The following is a 16114-nucleotide window of genomic DNA, read 5'->3' on the forward strand; positions in this document are numbered from 1 at the left end:
CCTGGCGCAATCGCCCGTCCAAAGCGATTGCCCGCGCCGGCGACGGCCCACCCGGCTGATCAGCCAGGCACTATGGTGGCGACCGCATCAGCGCGGCCAAGGCCGGCAACCGCTTTTCTGACCCGCTGCAAATGCGCCTGGCGTCCGGCGGCCGAGACGCTGTCCATCCGGTAGAGCGCCAGGAATTTGGTCCGGCACAGCGGATGGCAGACGGAGCGGAAGCCGCGCAGCAGGGTCCGCCGGCCGGGCTGTCCCATGATCCACGACATCAGCGGCGTGGCGCCACATGTGGTCATTGCCATCACCCGGCGTATGTGCCGCAATTTGGGCCGCGGGCCGCGTCGTGCCGTCGGCATCTCGAAAGCGAAGCCCGGCACCAGCACACGCTCCAGCCAACCTTTCAGCATCGCCGGCAGGCCATACCACCAGGTCGGATAGATGAAGACGACCGCCTCCGCCCAGAGCAGCTCCTGCGCATGTTCGTGCACCGGTTGCAGGTTCGCCGCCTTGTCGTGGTAACCGCGCCATTCCTGCGTGCGCATGACCGGATCGAAGCCGGCCGCATAGAGGTCGAGCAGGTGGACCTGGTGTCTGCTTTCGGCAAGCGTCTCCAGCACCGTGTCGCGCACGGCGCCGCTGAAGCTGTCGGCGCAGGGATGGCAATGGACGACGAGGACCTTCATCTGGCGCTCAGACCTGTCGGTCGCGAGAGGATCGCGGGGGTGCATGCAAGCGTCGCATGCAAACAAGCCACCCGCAGACGTAGTCGATCAGCTGTTTTCATGCGAAGCCCCGCAGCCCCCATATCAAGACGCAACACCTCCGGTCGCGTCAAGGCCCGTTCGTGCGCAGACGTGGGCTTGCTGGGGCCAAAACCCTAACGGTGGATTCGGTTTTCGATCAGCATTGTTGCCCGAAAGCCTGCGCCCTAGCTTCACGGCGTGTCCAAAGCGTCAGGAGAGAAAACATGCAGACAGGAAAACTGAGCGGCAAGATCGCCTTGGTGACTGGCGCCTCCTCCGGCATCGGCGAGGCCACCGCCCTGGCGCTGGCGGCCGAGGGCGCCACGCTGGCGATTGCCGCGCGGCGCGCCGAGCGGCTGGACGATCTGGCGAAGCGGATCCGTGAGACCGGCAGCGCGGCACTGCCGATTGCCGTCGACGTCGCCGACGAAGCGCAAGCCACGGCGATGGTCGAGCGGGTCCAGCAGGAGTACGGCCGGCTCGACATGCTGCTTGCGGTTGCCGGGGTCGGCGTCGCCGCGCCGTTCCGCAACACGACGCCGGAAGAATACCGCCGGATGGTCGACGTCAACATCCTGGGCCTGCTTTATCCGATCCATGCGGCACTGCCGTCGATGCAGCGGCAAGGCGCCGGCCACATCGTCGTGGTCTCGTCCGGCACCGGCCGTTACATCCACCCTTCGGTGGTCTATTCCGGCACCAAGCACGCGGTGAGCGCGATGGCGGAATCGCTGCGCCGCGAGATCGGCAAGGATGGCATCCGCGTCACCTGCATCGAGCCTGGCGCCGTCAAGACCGAGTTCACCCAGAATATGCGTGCCGATGTGCGCCAGGCGGTCGAGCAAAGGCTGGACGACATGGAGCAGCTGGAAAGCGAGGATATCGCCGCCGCCATCCTGTATGCGGTGAGCCAGCCGCCACGGGTCAACGTCAACATCCTGACGCTCTATCCGACCGAGCAGGCGTGAGGGCCGCAAAGGTGGTACCCTGCGCCGCCCCCGCAGCCCTGCAGCGTCATCCGCCGGTCATCAGCGTGAACACAAGCTGCCGCAACTTGCCGCCCGGGCCGAAGTCGACCCGGTCGAAATCGCGGCTCGCCTGCCGTTGTGCCTGCGAGATTCCGGCGAGCCGTCTCGTCACTTCGATCCTGATCTTGCTGCAGCCACGGTCATCGGCGACGGTCAGGCCAATGGTGGCCGCCTCGATCTTGTGCACCATGTCGACGATGCTGGCGCCGTGCACCTTCTCGTGGGCGGCGAGGCCGGCTGCGAAAACCTCCCAGTTCTTCTGGATTGCGCCCGGCAGCCGCGCGGCCGGCTTCGGCAAGGTGTAGGTGATGATCAGCTTCGGTCGCGCCGACACCAGCACGCAGGCGTCGCCTTGCGGCTGGTAGTCCCTCACCCAGGTCAGCTTGAAATTGGTATGCGCGATGACGCGGCGCTCGCCGAGCAGCGGCCCGCGCCCGCCGATCGAGGCATAGAGCTCCGGCCCGGATTGCCCTGAGATGGCATAGGTCTCGACCTTCTCGACCGCCTGCCAGCCGGCATGCGCCGGCGATGTCGGCAGGAAGGCGAGCAGCAGGCAAAGGCGAACGGCTGTTTTCATGCAAGTCCTCGCAGCCGCTGCGCACGACGCAAACGATATGCAGTTCCCTTCCGTGGACATAGCCGGCGGCCGGCTATAGTGGGATGCTCGTATACAAGAATCCACAGACAACGCCATGTCGCCACGACCGAACCTTGCCCGGCAACGCCCTGCCCCCGCAGCCAATCCTCCCGGCGTCAGCCTCTGTCGCGCGCTGTCGAAGCTTGGCCTGTGCTCGCGCAAGCAGGCCGAGCTTCTGGTTGCCGAGGGGCGTGTGCGGGTCGCCGGCAAGATCGTGCGCAACGGCTCGATGCGCGTCGATCCAGGCCGCGATCGCATCGAGGTCGACGGCCGCCGCGTCGCCGCCGAGCGCAAGGTCTATCTGATGCTCAACAAGCCGCGCGGGCTGGTCACCACCCGCGACGACCCGCAGGACCGCGGCACCGTCTACGACTGCCTGGCAGGCCTCGACCTGCCTTTCGTCTCGCCGGTCGGCCGGCTCGACAAGGCGAGCGAAGGCCTGCTGTTGATGACCAACGACACGCGCTTCGCGCAGCGCCTGCTCGACCCCGCCTCGCACGTCGCCAAGACCTATCACGTGCAGATCGGTGCGCTGCCCGACGAGGCCATGCTGGCGCGGTTGCGCGCCGGCGCGACCGTCGACGGCGAATTGCTGACAGCCCGCTCGATCGAGCTGCTGCGCGGCGGCACCAGCACCGCCTGGCTGGAGATCGTGCTCGACGAGGGCCGCAACCGCCATATCCGCCGGCTGCTCGCCGCCCACGATATCGAGGTGCTGCGCCTGGTACGGATCGCGATCGGATCTCTGCAACTCGGCGACCTTGCCAAAGGCAAGGCACGCCATCTGAGGGCGGAAGAGCAGGCGCTGCTTCAGGCCTGAACTGCTGGCGGCGACTCGACAGTCAGCCAGCTGCCAGTCGAAGCCCAAGTAACGCAACAAGCAGCGCGGCGGATATCAATCTCTGTCGGTATTACATCCGTCAGCACACCACAGATCGCAGCCGGCGGCTTTGATTTTCTGCATAAAAATCTTGAGCGATTCTTGGGCGGGCATGGGAGCTGGCCAACCGACGGGACAAACAAATCGATCAAAGCCTGGCGATGGTCTCGCGTGATTCAAACCGAAATGTGAGGGGTTCATCAATCTTCATTGTCGGAAGGAGCCTTGGCTTTGCCGCACTGGGCCAGCACCTTGCCGATGGCGGCGGATGAGCCGGCAAGCGGAAAGCTGTTCTCGCCATATTTGCCCGAGGCGACCGTGACCTCGCCCTTGGAGCGCAGCAGGGCCAACAGCGGGTCGGTGCTGCTCAATTCCACGGTGAAGGTGTTGTACATTTCTTCGAGTTGAAGCGTCTTGGTCACCGCCTTGCCGCCGGCCTTGAACGCGAACGAAGCGATGCCGGGTTCCAGTTGCGGACCGCTGTCGCCCAAATCATAGCTCAGCGTCGGCTTGCCGAAACAGGCCAGCGTCAGCTGGGCGCCGCCATTCGATCCGCCGCAGACCGACGCCATCAGCACTTTGCCGCCCTCCTCTTCCTCCAGTTTCGCCGTCCAGCCGCACGGCGCGGCAAACGCCGGCTGCGCCGCTTGCAGGACGACCTGAGCGGCGACGCAACCCGCCACGACGAATTTCGCCAATCCGCTTCGCATGATCTTCCCTTCCCAAGTCATCGAACCATCGTCGGCCACGTGGCATCAAGGACTATACAAAACAAATTGTCCCGTGGCATTACCGGCGACAGGGCGCTGTAGCAATTCAGGCGATTGATTTTCGATCGAGTGGAAGCGGCACCAGCACCGCCTGGCTGGAGATCGTGCTCGACGAGGGCCGCAACCGCCACATCCGCCGGCTGCTCGCCACCCACGATATCGAGGTGCTGCGCCTGGTGCGGGTGGCGATCGGCCAATTGCAGCTCGGCGAGCTTGCCAAAGGCAAGGCACGCCATCTGAGCGCCGAAGAGCTGGCGCTGCTTCAGGCCTGAAGTGCTGGCTCCAGGGCCTTCGCACCGAACGGGTGATTGACATTAACATTCCTGTTTCATATTTTCCTTTTATGAAACCGAAATGCGACAGCGCAATTGAAGGGCTGGTCCGACGCGAAGTGGCTCGGCAGCCGGAGAGAAAAGCATGAGCACGGCGTTGCGGGCGGTCCCCAGGTTCCTGGACGAATTGGGTACGTTTGGCGGCCTCAAGGGAACCGATATTGCAAACATCACCGACGTGTCCAAGGCCACGGTTTCGAGGTGGAAGGCCGGCGACATCAAGCCCCAGCCGCGCAGCGAGCTCATTCTGTCGGACCTGCACTATATCGTCGGCCGACTGCAGGAATTCTACGAGCCAAGCGATATCCGCACCTGGCTTTACGCTCGCCACCCGCAATTGAACGGTGAAAGGGCGATAGATCTCATTCACGACGACCGCGCCCTCGACGTGCTCAAAGTCATCGACCGGCTTGAGAACGAGGTCTTTCTGTAATTGGCGATCGCCGGGCGGATGAGACGAGACAGTCGGCTCATCGATGCTATCGAGGAAATGGTTCCGGTCGAATACTCCGGGACGGTTTGGCGTGTGGTGCGCCAGGGCCGCAGCCCGATCCAGTGCTCGAGCTCCGGCGGCCGTTGGGACGATGGAACGTTCGACGTGCTCTACACCTCGCAAGAGCGCGAAGGTGCCTTGAGCGAGATGCGATTCCACCTGACGCGGGGGCAGCCAGTGATCCCTTCGCGCGTCAGATACAATCTCTTCGAGATCGATCTTGCTTTGGACCGGACGCTCAGACTGCTCGACCTGGCAGCCTTGCAGACCCTTGGCCTCGACACCGCGCGCTACGGGCAGCTTTCGTATCAGGAAAAGCACGCCGAATATCCGAGGTCGCAAGACATCGGCGAGGCCGCGCATTTCCTCGATTATGACGGTCTGATCGTGCCCAGCGCGCGATATGATTGCCTGAACGTCGTCGCGTTTTGTGATCGGCTGCCGGCCGGAGCGATGACGATCAGAACCGATCACGGGGAAATTGCCTGGGCTAGCGGCGGCCCCGCTGCCATCCATCCCCCGCACGGGTGATGCGGCCAACGGAAGTGGCGCGCTAACATTGCCTCCAAGTGCAGAGGTCTAACGCGCAAGGGAGGATCCATGCGTATGCTCCGACTGATACCGACGCTGCTGGCGCTGCTGGCCGTCTTGCCATTGAACGCTGAAGCGACCACGAAGAAGTACCCTAAGGGCCACGGCACGAATTGCGCCGAGAAGGACCAGGCGTGCCAGAAGAAATGCCAGGCTGTGCCGATCGACTACAACAGCGTCAAATCCATCCAGGGGCGCAACGAATGTCTGAATAATTGCACCATCGGCTACGATCAGTGTCTCGGGGCACCCGCCCGAATCCAGGAACAGACAATCCAGGAGGACGCCGCGCAATAGAAGCCCGCCAGAGATGGCTCCAATGCGCAAAACATAGGTGTGATCGAATGACGGCGACAGCCCGCCGGTCGCCTTCATGTGCGGCCGCCGACTTCGTCGACATGGCGCAGCATGTCGTCGGGATCTTCATAGACGCGGAACGTGCCCGATTGGCGGAGCTTCTACGGTGCCGTAGCCGCCGCTGAGCAGGCCGACATCCAGCAGGACCGTGCGATGCGTCACCCGCCGCGCGCCGCGTCATGGATTTCGGCAAAATCCAGCCCATATTCCTAGATGTGGAGCTTTGAGCGTGAAACTCGCGCGTGCGGTCCTGCTTGCCGCGGCTTTCGTGGCTGTTGCGGCCGTTTGTCCCTCTTCAGCAACCGGAGAGGCGGACGGCCGGGAGAAAATTGTGTTGCGCGTCGAGATAGACGGCGCCATCGGTCCGGCGAGTGCCAGGCAGCTCGAGGAAGCACTGGCGGTGGCCGCGGACCGAAATGCCCAGGCTCTCATCCTGCAGATGGACACGCCCGGCGGGCTGGTCACCAGCATGCGCGAGATGATCGCCGGCATTCTCGCCTCGCCGGTTCCCGTCATCGGCTATGTCGCGCCCGCCGGCGGGCACGCGGCGAGCGCCGGAACCTACATCCTCTACGCCACCCATCTGGCGGCGATGGCGCCCGGCACCAATCTGGGCGCGGCAACGCCGATCGAGATGGGCGGGCCGCTGCCATCGTTTCCCGGCGGCAAGAACGATGGCCCGGAGGCGGACAAGGACAAGAAGAACGCACCCGCGGGCGATGCGATGATCGCCAAGGCGACGAACGATGCCGTTGCCCTGATCCGCAGCCTGGCTGAATTGCGCGGCCGCAATGCCGAATGGGGAGAAAAGGCCGTGCGCGAGGCGGCCAGCCTGTCGGCCGGCGCGGCGCTGCAGCAGCATGTCATCGACTTCGTCGCCCGTGACACCCCCGAACTGCTTCAACTGGCCGACGGCCGGACCGTCGAGATCGCCGGCAAAAAAGAGGCATTGGCGACGAAGGGGCTGCCGGTCGAAACGCTCGAACCAGGCTGGCTCATCCGGCTTCTCGCCGTCATCACGGACCCGAACATCGCCGTCATCCTGATGCTGGTCGGCGTCTATGGCCTCGTCTTCGAATTCACGAGCCCGGGCGCGGTCGCACCCGGCGTGATCGGCACGATTTGCCTTCTGCTCGGACTCTATGCGCTCAATCTCCTGCCGATCAGCTATGCCGGCCTTGCCTTGATGCTGCTTGGCATCATCTTCCTGGTCGTCGAAGCCTTGAACCCGACTGTGGTCCTTGGGCTGGGAGGCGTGGCTGCGTTTCTGCTGGGCGCAGCCATGCTGCTCAGGATCGAGGGGCCCGGCTTCGAGATGTCGTGGGCCGTTATCGGCACCGCCGCCGTCCTGACGCTCGGCCTGGCGCTGCTGACCGGCAGCTATCTGTGGGCGGCCCGCAAGAACGTTCCGCGTGTTGGCGCACAGGCCATGCAGGGGCTGCCGGCGAAGGTTCTCGACTGGCAGGGCAGCGAGGGCCACGTGCTCGCCCGGGGCGAGCGCTGGCGGGCAAAAGCCGACGAACCGCTTGCAGTGGGCGACAGCGTCGAGGTGGCCGATGTCAGGGATCTTGTGCTGACGATACGGCGCCGCAATGTGAGAAGCGATGGAGCAAGGCAATGATCATCGGTTATGTGGCCTATCTGGCAGCAGCGCTCGTCGTGGTCATGTTCCTATCCGCGGCCATTCGCATCCTGCGGGAATATGAGCGCGGCGTGGTCTTCACGCTCGGCCGCTTCACCGGGGTCAAGGGCCCCGGCCTTATCATCCTCATCCCCTTCGTGCAGCAGATGGTGAAGGTCGACCTGCGAGTGGTGGTCCAGGACGTCCCGCCGCAGGACGTGATCTCGCGCGACAACGTCTCGGTGAAGGTCAACGCAGTGCTGTATTTTCGTATCGTCGACGCCGAGCGGGCGGTGATCCAGGTTGAAGACTTCATGACCGCCACCAACCAGCTGGCACAGACCACGTTACGCTCGGTGCTCGGCAAGCATGAGCTCGATGAAATGCTGGCCGAACGTGACAAGCTCAACAGCGATATCCAGGAGATTCTCGACCAGCGCACCGATGCCTGGGGCATCAAGGTCTCCGATGTCGAGATCAAGCATGTCGACCTCAACGAGAACATGGTCCGCGCCATCGCCAAGCAGGCCGAGGCGGAACGGCTGCGGCGTGCGAAAGTGATCAATGCCGACGGCGAACAGCAGGCGGCGGCAAAGCTCGTCGAGGCCGGCAAGATGCTGGCCGAAGCACCGCAGGCCATGCAGCTACGCTATTTCGAGGCTCTCCATGACATCGCCGGTGAACGCTCGTCGACGGTCGTGTTTCCGGTGCCGATGGATCTGCTCGGTCATTTCATCAAGCAGGGTGGTGGAGGCGGAGGCGGCTGAGCGCATAATCTCCCCCCTCGAGGGGGAGATCAGCACCCTCACCTCCGCCACGGCGGGACCGGCGCAAAGCGTTTGCCGATCCAGTCGGCGAAGGCACGTGTCTTGGCGGCTTGCCCCTTGGCCGAAGGCATGACGACATAGACGGCGCCCTCGTCGGCAAGCGTCCAGTCCTCCAGCACTGGCACCAGACGGCCGTCGGCGAGCTCGCGTCCGACCAGCCAATCCGTGCTCATCATCAGTCCGACGCCTTGCACGGCGGCTTCGACCAGTACCTCGGCATCATCGGTGACCAGCGGCCCGGAGACCTCGATACTGACGCGACGGCCCGAACTGTCGGTCATCTCCCAGGCCGGAAAGGTCTGGAAACCCGAGAAGCCCAGGCAACTGTGTTCCAGCAGCGCCTCCGGCGCAGTAGGCGTGCCCCGGCGGGCGAGGTAGGACGGCGCGGCGCACAGCAGCCGCCGGCGTGTAGCGACCTTGCGCGCCACCAGCCGCGAATCCTCCAGCGCGCCGAGACGCACGGCGACATCGAAATTCTCGGCGACGAGATCGACGAAGCGGTTGGAGAACTCGGCCTCGATACGAACGTCGGGAAATTCGGCGAGAAACTGGGGCAGCAGCGGGCCGATCCACATGCGCCCGAACGAGCCGGGCAGCGCCAGCCGCAGCACGCCGCGCGGCCCGCCGCCGGCATGCGCCGACGCGACAGCCTCGGCCTCGTCGACCGCAGCCAGGATGGCGCGGACCCGGATGAGAAATTCCGAACCCGCCACGGTCAGCGACACGCTTCGTGTCGTCCGGTGCAGCAGGCGCACGCCCAACCGCTCTTCCAGCGAGGCAAGGCGCCGCGACAGGATCGTCGCGTCGCGGCCGATGCGAGCGGCCGCCCTGGTGAAGGAGCGTGCTTCGGCGATGGCCGCGAAGGCGGCCATTTCGACCAATGCTGCCGGTTCGTGCGATTGCTGCATCAGGCGCAGAGCTCAAATGTAAAACACAAGGATTATATACCAATAGCGCAGCAGCTAGTTTCACTCAATCCCGGCCCGTCAATCGGCCATCAACCGGAGTGAGACATGAAAGCGATCGAACTGACTGCCCCGAGACTGGACGCGTTTCGCGCGGCCACCGTTCCCACGCCTGAACCGCAGCGCGGCGAAGTGCTGATCCGCCTGCGCGCCGCAAGCCTCAATTTTGTCGATGTCGCGATAGCGAGCGGCAACTATCCAGGTCCGAGCTTTCCGCTCATTCCCGTCGTCGACGGCGCCGGCGAGATCGTCGGCATCGGCGAGGGCGTGTCGAGGCTCGCCATCAACGACCGCGTCATCGCCCATGCAAAACCGCGCTGGATCGGCGGCCGTCCGCGGCCTTACGAGACCAGAGAGATGCGCGGGCTGACACTGCCCGGCTCGCTCGCCGAATACGTCGCGCTGCCGGCCGATGCCGTCGTGCCGATGCCGGCGCATCTGTCCTTCGAAGCGGCAGCGACGCTGCCGATCGCCGGCACCACCGCGTGGAATGCGCTTCGCGCCGCCGATGCCGGGCCGGGGTCGGTCGTCGTCCTGCTCGGTACCGGCGGTGTCTCGATCCTGACCCTGCAGCTGGCCAAGGCAGCCGGCGCCACGGTCATCATCACCTCGTCGTCTGACGAAAAGCTGGCCCGCGCCAAGGCCTTGGGTGCGGATCATCTCATTAATTATCGTGAGACGCCGGACTGGGACGCCAAGGTGCTCGAGTTGACCGACGGGCTCGGCGCCGATCTGATCGTCGAAACCGGCGGCGCGGCGACCTTCGCCCGCTCCATCAATGCCGCGGCGCCCGGCGGCACGGTGTTCGCCATCGGCTTCGTCACCGGCGCCGAGGCCACCACGAACCTGCTGCCGATCATCATCAAGGCACTCAAGGTGGTGGGCAACAACACCGGTTCGGTATCCGACCTGCGCGACGCGGCGCGGGCCATCGGCGCCGCCCGTATCGATCCGGTCATCGACACGGTCTACAGCCAGCATCAGGCGACCGAGGCCTACGCCCATATGGCGGCCGGCGGCCGGCATTTCGGCAAGCTTGCATTCAGTCTGTCGTGGTGAGCCTGAAAAAGGCAAAGCGTTGAAGCTGCCGATCTCCCCTCTCGTGGGGAGATCGGTCGTCACCTCGGCTTTTGACAATCGCCAATGCGCCGACAGTCCCAACCTCCGCCTAAATCAGCTTCTCCAGCGTGATCGGCAGGTCCCGCACCCTTTTCCCGGTGGCGTGGAATACCGCGTTGGCGATCGCCGGCGCCACGCCGACAATGCCCAGCTCGCCGACCCCCTTGCCGCCAAGCGCCGAGGAATGCGGATCGGGAATACCGACCGAGATCACCTCGATGTCGGGAATGTCGGCATTGGTGGCGATGAGATAGTCGGCGAAATTGTCGTTGACGATGCGCCCATGCCGGCGGTCGACGATGCCCTCCTCGAGCAGCGCCTGGCCGATGCCCATGATGATGCCGCCCTTCCATTGGCTTTCGGCGAGCTTGGGATTGTAGAGCCGGCCCGAATCCAGCGCCGACACCACGCGGGAGACGCGAACCGTGCCAAAGTCCTCGTCGACACGGACTTCGATGAAATGCGCGCACCAGCTGTGGCGGGAATAGTCGCCCTCGGTGTGCGGCAGCGCCATGGCTATGGTGGTGTAGTTCTTGTAGCGGTCCTCGACCGTCGAATTGGCCGGCATGGTGTCGCCCTTCGCCTCGATATGCTCGCGCCCGACGCTTCTGAGCAGTTCGGCGATGGAAACTTCAGGGCCGTTGCCGCGCGGCGAGGCGATGCGGCCATTGGCGACGACGAGCGTGTTGGCCTGCAGCGCATGGAACGGCGAAGCCGGATCGCTGATGGCGAGCCCGATCAGCTGGTCGAGCGCGGCACTCGCCGCCTTGTGGACGGCGCCGGTCATCACCCCGGCCAGCCGCGAACCGCCGGTGACGCCGGCACGGGCATAGCGGGAATCGCCAAGTTTGACGACGACGTTTTCCGCCGGCACGCCCACCACCTCGGCGGCGGTCTGCGCCAGGATCGTGTAGGTGCCCTGCCCCATGTCGATCGATGAGCTTTCGACCTCGACCGAGCCGTCGGCGAGAATACGCACGACCGCCTCGCCATAGGCGCGCCGCACCGGATAGGTACCTGCCGCGACACCCCAGCCGATCAGCTGGTTGCCGTCGCGCATCGAACGCGGCCGGGGGTTCCGCTTCGACCAGCCAAAGGCTTCGGCGCCGGCCGCAAAGGCCTCACGCAGCTGCCGTGTCGACCACGGCTTCTTCGCATGCGGGTCCTGCTCGGCATAGTTCCTGAGCCGGATTTCCAGCGGATCGATACCGACCTCATAGGCGAGCTCGTCGATGGCGCTTTCGATGCCGAAGGCGCTCGGGTTCTCGCCCGGCGCGCGCAATGCCCCCGGCACCACCGTGTTGACCCGCACGACGTTCTGCCGCGACGAGAAATTCGGCGTCGCGTACATGACCGAGGTGACCGAGCCGAGCGGCTCGACCCACATGCCGTCGACCGAGGTCTCGTTGACGCCGCGATGCACGATCGACTGGATCTGGCCCTCCGCGTTGGCGCCGAGCGCCACGGTCTGGCGCGTCGCCGCCCGTCCGCCATAGGCGGTGAAGGTCTGCGGCCTGGTGACCGCCAGCTTCACCGGCCGTCCCAGCATTTTCGCCGCGACTGCCGCTACAGCGCCGTAGCCATAGGCAAACGCCTTGGAGCCGAAGCCGCCGCCAATATAGGGCGAGACCAGTCGTACATTCTCGAACGGCACGCCGAACCATTCGGCATAGCTCCGCGCCATGCCGTCGAGCCATTGGCTCGGCTCCCAGACCGTCAGCTGGTCGCCCTGCCACTTTGCGATCAGGCCATGCGGCTCCATCGGCGCCTGGTATTCGCGCGGCGTGTTGTAGGCGTTGCAGATCCTGACCGGAGCCGAGGCGAACGCTGTCTCCGCCTCGCCCCATTCCTTGGTCATCGCATCGACGGGGATGCCGTCGCCGGCCTTTGGATCGCTGAGGTCGACGATCGCCGGCGCCTCGTCATAGGCGATCTTGACCAGCGCCGCGGCGGCGACCGCCTGCTCGAAACTCTCGGCCACCACCGCCGCGACATGCTGGCCGCTGAAGGTGATGTCGCGCGCCAGCGGGCAATAAGCGACGTCCGGCGGCGGCGTGCCCAGCCAGTCCGTTGCGGTTCTCAGCGGCAGGATATTGTCGGGCGTCAGCACCAGCAGCACGCCGGGCGACGCCTTGGCCGCGGCCGTGTCGATCGAACGCACCCGGCCGGCGGCAATGGTGCTCTCGACCAGCACCGCATGGGTAAGCCCCTCGAGCTGCTGCTCGACGGCGTATTTGGCGGCACCGGTGATCTTGGCCGGGCCGTCGACGCGCGACAGCCGGCCGCCGACCTGGTCGGCGAGGACGGCACCGTCCGAAGCGTCGCCGCGTTTGGCATCGCCGGGTCTTGTTCTCAACTCGTGAACGGTCATGCCGTTTCTCCCATTTTGAGGATGGCGCGGGCGACGACGCGCGGCGCCAGTTCGATCTTGTAGTGGTTGGCGCCATGGTCGACGGCGCCCTCGACGGCGAGCAGGCTGGCTTGCCTGACGACCTCCGGCTCGAGCACTTTGCCTTTCAGCGCCTCTTCGACGGCAAGGGCGCGCCATGGCTTGGTGGCGACGCCGCCAAGCGCGACGCGCAGATCGCGGATCGTCCTTCCGTCGGCCTCGAATTCGATGCCGACCGCGGCACTTGCCGCGGCGAATTCATAGGACTGGCGGTCGCGGACCTTGAGATAGGTCGAGCGGCGGGCGGCCGCCGAAGCGGGAATGCCGATCGCGGTGATCATCTCGCCGGGCTCAATCGCATGCTCCCTTTCGGGCGTGCTGCCCGGCAACAGGAAAAAATCATCGACGGCGATCTGACGGTCGCCGAGATGGACAATCGCGTCGAAGGCGACGAGTGCAACCGCCAGGTCGCCGGGATAGGTGGCGACGCAGGCCTCGCTGGTGCCGAGCACGGCATGGCCGCGGGTGACGCCGCCAATCGCCGAGCAGCCGCTGCCGGGCGAGCGCTTGTTGCAGGCGGGGAAATTCGCCGGATCGCGGAAATAGGGGCAGCGTGTACGCTGCATCAGATTGCCGCCGATCGTCGCCATGTTGCGCAGCTGCGCCGATGCCGCCTGCCACAGCGCCTCCGAAACGGCAGGGAACCGGCTCTTGATACCGGCATGGTCGGCGACGGTGCTCATCCTGGCCAGCGCCCCGACCGTGGCGCCCCGGTCATCAACGGCAATCGTGTCCAGTCCCTTGAGATGGGTGATGTCGACCACGGTCTCGGGTTCGGCAACGCCGCATTTCGCGAGATCGACAAGCGTCGTGCCGCCGGCGAGAAGCATGACGCCGGGAAGTGCTGCTGCCTCACGGGCTGCATCGACGGAGCCGGCGCGGAGATACGAAAAGTCTCTCATGACGCGGCCTCCATGGCCGCCTGGCGCACGGCGGCGACGATATGCGGATAGGCGCCGCAGCGGCAGAGATTGCCGGCCATGTATTCGCGGATCTCCTCATCCGAGCCGGCATGGCCTTCGCGAATGCAGGCGACCGCCGACATGATCTGGCCCGGCGTGCAATAGCCGCACTGGAAGGCATCCTGTTCGAGGAAGGCGGCCTGCACCGCATGCAGCGTGCCATCCTCCCCGGCAAGCCCTTCGATGGTGGTGATGTCCCTGCTTTCAGCCTGAGTGGCAAGCGTCAGGCAGGCCAGCACGCGCTGGCCGTCGATATGAACGGTGCAGGCGCCGCACTGGCCCTGGTCGCAGCCCTTCTTGGTGCCGGTCAGCCCGAGATGGTCGCGCAAGGCGTCGAGCAGGGTAACGCGCGGTTCGACCTCCAGCTCATGTCGATGTCCGTTGATTCGAAGTTGGATTGGAGTTCGGGTTTTGCTTGTCATGGGGCGTCTGGCTCCAGTTGCTTGACGCGGGAGGGGATGATCTGGTGCCCGGCCGGCGAGCGGCAAGGTCAGCTTATGGCTAGGTGAAGGCTATCTTCCTCTTGGGGGAAGTGCCCGGCAGGGCAGAGGGGGTCGGTTCGACTTGGCGCGAGCTCCGGGAGGGCTGCGGCTTGGGAGGTCGAAAGACGTGACATACCCGATCCCGTGATTACATGAGAAAGGCGCTCCACAATCGGAGGCGCCTCCGCTTATTACCTAAGGGCCTGCTCCGTCCTGTTCAAGCCCAGGATCGAAAATGATCAAAATTGGAGGAAATTGGCAGGCAGCCGGCCGTCGTGCCTGGAGACAAAAAAGCACCACCGGCCCAAGCCGGTGGTGCTCTCTGAACTGTCTGTAGGGGCAGGACAGTCCAATGATCCTGAGGGGATCGTGCTCAACATGGGCTCATTTTTGCCCCACGGCATCGGCCGAACAGATGACGAGTGCCGGCCGCGAGGAAATATCCTCCGTCGTCATCCTCCGGACGTCATCCACGGGCCGTGCACTGGAGGCGGGCAAGATGCCTCGCCTGCCGGAACGCCGGCCCAGACCCGATCCTGTGATTATATTTACTTGCGATTATATTTGTCGGAGACGTAACGAAGGTGGAAGCGTCTGCGTTCTTGAAACGGGGCCTGCCTATCCGGGTATGCTTCGGATCAGCACTGGAGAAAAAATTGGCCGCGGAGCCGCCCGTCATTTCTGGAGACAAAACCGAAGCCGCCGTTGCAAAGCCGCTGCGCGCCGACGCGCAGCGCAACCGCGATGCTCTGGTCGAGGTCGCGGCAAAAGCCTTTGCCGCGCAAGGCGTCGATGCCTCGCTGGAGGAGATTGCGCGCCAGGCCGGCGTCGGCATCGGCACGCTCTACCGGCATTTCCCAACCCGCGAGCACCTGGTCGAGGTGGTTTATCGGCGCGAAGTGGAAGGACTGTGCCAGGCGGCCGACGAACTCGCCCGCGATCATGCGCCCGACATGGCGCTCGAACAATGGATGCAGCGCTTCGTCGACTACATCGCCACCAAGCGCGGGCTGTCGACAAGCCTGCGCATCCTGCTCACGACCAACTCAACCCTGTTCTCCGACGTTTCCGGCAGGGTGACGCTCGCCTTGCGGCGGCTGATCGATGCTGCGGTCGCCGACGGCTCGATCCGCGGCGATGTCGATGCCTCCGACGTGCTGCATGCGCTGGGCGGCATCTATTCGGCCCCGGACACCAAGGACTGGCGCGATCGCTCGCGCCGATTGGTGTCGCTGCTGATGGATGGGCTGCGGTTTGGAGCGGCCAAATCCGGCCCATCCAAGGAATAACGAATGCAGTGACTGTCCTTATTTCATTTCAGCGAGATGCTCATACCGCTGAGATCGGCATTGACTTGCAGGCCTACCTGCCTGCCCGTGAGTTCGAGTTGGGCACCCTTGTCATTGGTCATGACGATCACCTGGGCTCCTTTGCCGAGCGCGCCGCCACCGCCCGCTGCACCGTACACCCCCGTCACATCCCGGGCGCGGCGTATGTGGCGCACGGTACCTTTGAAATAGGTCTTGGAGGCGCCGAAGGCGAGGCCGCCCGAGATGCCGCCGACCGAGATCGGATATCGGCGACCATGGAAGGTCAGTGTGCCCTCGCCTCCGGAGCCGCCGATAAAGAAGGCCGCCTTGTAGACGGCGAAGCGGATCGTACCGCTGTCGGCATGCGCGACGCTGGCAAAGCTAACTGCCGCCGCAGCGATGACGGCAACTGCGACTGAACGAAATCTGGACGAAATCTTCATGATGAGAACTCCTCAAGATCGCCGCATGCCCAGCCGGCCGGGCACGTCGGCGTCGTATCAAAGTCATAGCTGAACAGTCTCGCCGGTCATTGGTTCCAAGCACGC

At 64.8% G+C, this 16114-nt stretch carries 17 protein-coding genes and 2 pseudogenes; 10 read left to right on the forward strand and 9 right to left on the reverse strand.

Annotated features, from left to right (window positions below; all coding sequences use genetic code 11):
* Positions 1-59 precede the first annotated feature (59 nt).
* Positions 60-683, reverse strand: coding sequence for an NAD(P)H-dependent oxidoreductase (locus NKH33_RS14725; protein WP_352920260.1), 624 nt, complete (start codon positions 681-683; stop codon positions 60-62).
* Positions 684-967: 284 nt separating this feature from the next.
* Between NKH33_RS14725 and NKH33_RS14730 the strand changes: the two genes are divergently transcribed.
* Positions 968-1711 carry an SDR family oxidoreductase gene (locus NKH33_RS14730; protein WP_352834112.1) on the forward strand — a complete coding sequence of 248 codons (744 nt, stop codon included), beginning with the start codon at positions 968-970 and terminating at the stop codon, positions 1709-1711.
* A gap of 46 nt (positions 1712-1757) precedes the next feature.
* Here NKH33_RS14730 and NKH33_RS14735 read toward each other — a convergent pair whose 3' ends face one another.
* Complete coding sequence (locus NKH33_RS14735; RefSeq protein ID WP_352834109.1) at positions 1758-2348, reverse strand: DUF922 domain-containing Zn-dependent protease; 591 nt, start codon at positions 2346-2348, stop codon at positions 1758-1760.
* Positions 2349-2463: 115 nt separating this feature from the next.
* Between NKH33_RS14735 and NKH33_RS14740 the strand changes: the two genes are divergently transcribed.
* Positions 2464-3228, forward strand: a complete 765-nt coding sequence (locus NKH33_RS14740) for a pseudouridine synthase (protein WP_352920263.1) — start codon at positions 2464-2466, stop codon at positions 3226-3228.
* A 260-nt stretch (positions 3229-3488) separates the two neighbouring features.
* On the opposite strand, the gene NKH33_RS14745 is transcribed toward NKH33_RS14740, so the two are convergent.
* Complete coding sequence (locus tag NKH33_RS14745) at positions 3489-3998, reverse strand: hypothetical protein (protein ID WP_352920266.1); 510 nt, start codon at positions 3996-3998, stop codon at positions 3489-3491.
* Between the two features lie 134 nt (positions 3999-4132).
* Between NKH33_RS14745 and NKH33_RS14750 the strand changes: the two are divergent.
* The 4 genes and pseudogenes from NKH33_RS14750 to NKH33_RS14765 all read left to right on the forward strand — a co-directional run.
* A pseudogene (locus NKH33_RS14750) lies at positions 4133-4330 on the forward strand (pseudouridine synthase); the annotation flags it as partial.
* A 145-nt stretch (positions 4331-4475) separates the two neighbouring features.
* Positions 4476-4823, forward strand: a complete 348-nt coding sequence (locus NKH33_RS14755; protein WP_023680350.1) for an antitoxin Xre/MbcA/ParS toxin-binding domain-containing protein — start codon at positions 4476-4478, stop codon at positions 4821-4823.
* Positions 4824-5414: an RES family NAD+ phosphorylase gene (locus NKH33_RS14760; RefSeq protein WP_352579470.1), complete on the forward strand. Its 591-nt coding sequence runs from the start codon at positions 4824-4826 to the stop codon at positions 5412-5414.
* Positions 5415-5489: 75 nt separating this feature from the next.
* Positions 5490-5771 carry a hypothetical protein gene (locus NKH33_RS14765; RefSeq protein ID WP_352579469.1) on the forward strand — a complete coding sequence of 94 codons (282 nt, stop codon included), beginning with the start codon at positions 5490-5492 and terminating at the stop codon, positions 5769-5771.
* 74 nt (positions 5772-5845) lie between these two features.
* On the opposite strand, the pseudogene NKH33_RS14770 reads toward NKH33_RS14765, so the two are convergent.
* Positions 5846-5972, reverse strand: a pseudogene (locus NKH33_RS14770) (HAD family hydrolase); the annotation flags it as partial.
* 88 nt (positions 5973-6060) lie between these two features.
* On the opposite strand from NKH33_RS14770, the gene NKH33_RS14775 reads away from it, so the two are divergent.
* A complete protein-coding gene (locus tag NKH33_RS14775) occupies positions 6061-7452 on the forward strand; it encodes an NfeD family protein (RefSeq protein ID WP_352920269.1) in 1392 nt (463 codons plus the stop codon).
* The gene (locus NKH33_RS14780) at positions 7449-8219 is read left to right on the forward strand and encodes a slipin family protein (RefSeq protein WP_023680344.1); all 771 of its coding nucleotides are present in this window, start codon (positions 7449-7451) and stop codon (positions 8217-8219) included. The genes NKH33_RS14775 and NKH33_RS14780 overlap by 4 nt, the downstream gene beginning before the upstream one ends.
* A 38-nt stretch (positions 8220-8257) precedes the next feature.
* Here NKH33_RS14780 and NKH33_RS14785 read toward each other — a convergent pair whose 3' ends face one another.
* On the reverse strand, positions 8258-9187 hold the full coding sequence (locus tag NKH33_RS14785; RefSeq protein ID WP_352920272.1) for a LysR family transcriptional regulator: 930 nt from the start codon (positions 9185-9187) through the stop codon (positions 8258-8260).
* Positions 9188-9292: 105 nt separating this feature from the next.
* On the opposite strand from NKH33_RS14785, the gene NKH33_RS14790 reads away from it, so the two are divergent.
* Positions 9293-10303: a zinc-dependent alcohol dehydrogenase family protein gene (locus NKH33_RS14790; RefSeq protein ID WP_352564187.1), complete on the forward strand. Its 1011-nt coding sequence runs from the start codon at positions 9293-9295 to the stop codon at positions 10301-10303.
* 109 nt (positions 10304-10412) lie between these two features.
* Here the strand turns inward: NKH33_RS14790 and NKH33_RS14795 are convergent, their stop codons facing one another.
* From NKH33_RS14795 to NKH33_RS14805, 3 genes are read right to left on the reverse strand one after another with little or no spacing between them, the layout of a single operon-like run.
* Positions 10413-12734, reverse strand: coding sequence for a xanthine dehydrogenase family protein molybdopterin-binding subunit (locus tag NKH33_RS14795; protein ID WP_352837847.1), 2322 nt, complete (start codon positions 12732-12734; stop codon positions 10413-10415).
* Positions 12731-13714: an FAD binding domain-containing protein gene (locus NKH33_RS14800; protein WP_352920274.1), complete on the reverse strand. Its 984-nt coding sequence runs from the start codon at positions 13712-13714 to the stop codon at positions 12731-12733. The genes NKH33_RS14795 and NKH33_RS14800 overlap by 4 nt, the downstream gene beginning before the upstream one ends.
* Entirely contained in the window at positions 13711-14196 is a 486-nt protein-coding gene (locus NKH33_RS14805; RefSeq protein WP_352451438.1) for a (2Fe-2S)-binding protein, read from the reverse strand. Before NKH33_RS14805 ends, NKH33_RS14800 begins: the two co-directional genes overlap by 4 nt.
* A gap of 716 nt (positions 14197-14912) precedes the next feature.
* On the opposite strand from NKH33_RS14805, the gene NKH33_RS14810 reads away from it, so the two are divergent.
* Positions 14913-15545: a TetR/AcrR family transcriptional regulator gene (locus NKH33_RS14810; protein ID WP_023677324.1), complete on the forward strand. Its 633-nt coding sequence runs from the start codon at positions 14913-14915 to the stop codon at positions 15543-15545.
* Between the two features lie 23 nt (positions 15546-15568).
* Here NKH33_RS14810 and NKH33_RS14815 read toward each other — a convergent pair whose 3' ends face one another.
* Complete coding sequence (locus tag NKH33_RS14815; RefSeq protein ID WP_352451439.1) at positions 15569-16009, reverse strand: lipid-binding SYLF domain-containing protein; 441 nt, start codon at positions 16007-16009, stop codon at positions 15569-15571.
* Positions 16010-16114: the final 105 nt, after the last annotated feature.

The sequence above is a fragment of the Mesorhizobium sp. M1182 genome (assembly GCF_040318335.1).
Classification (GTDB): domain Bacteria; phylum Pseudomonadota; class Alphaproteobacteria; order Rhizobiales; family Rhizobiaceae; genus Mesorhizobium.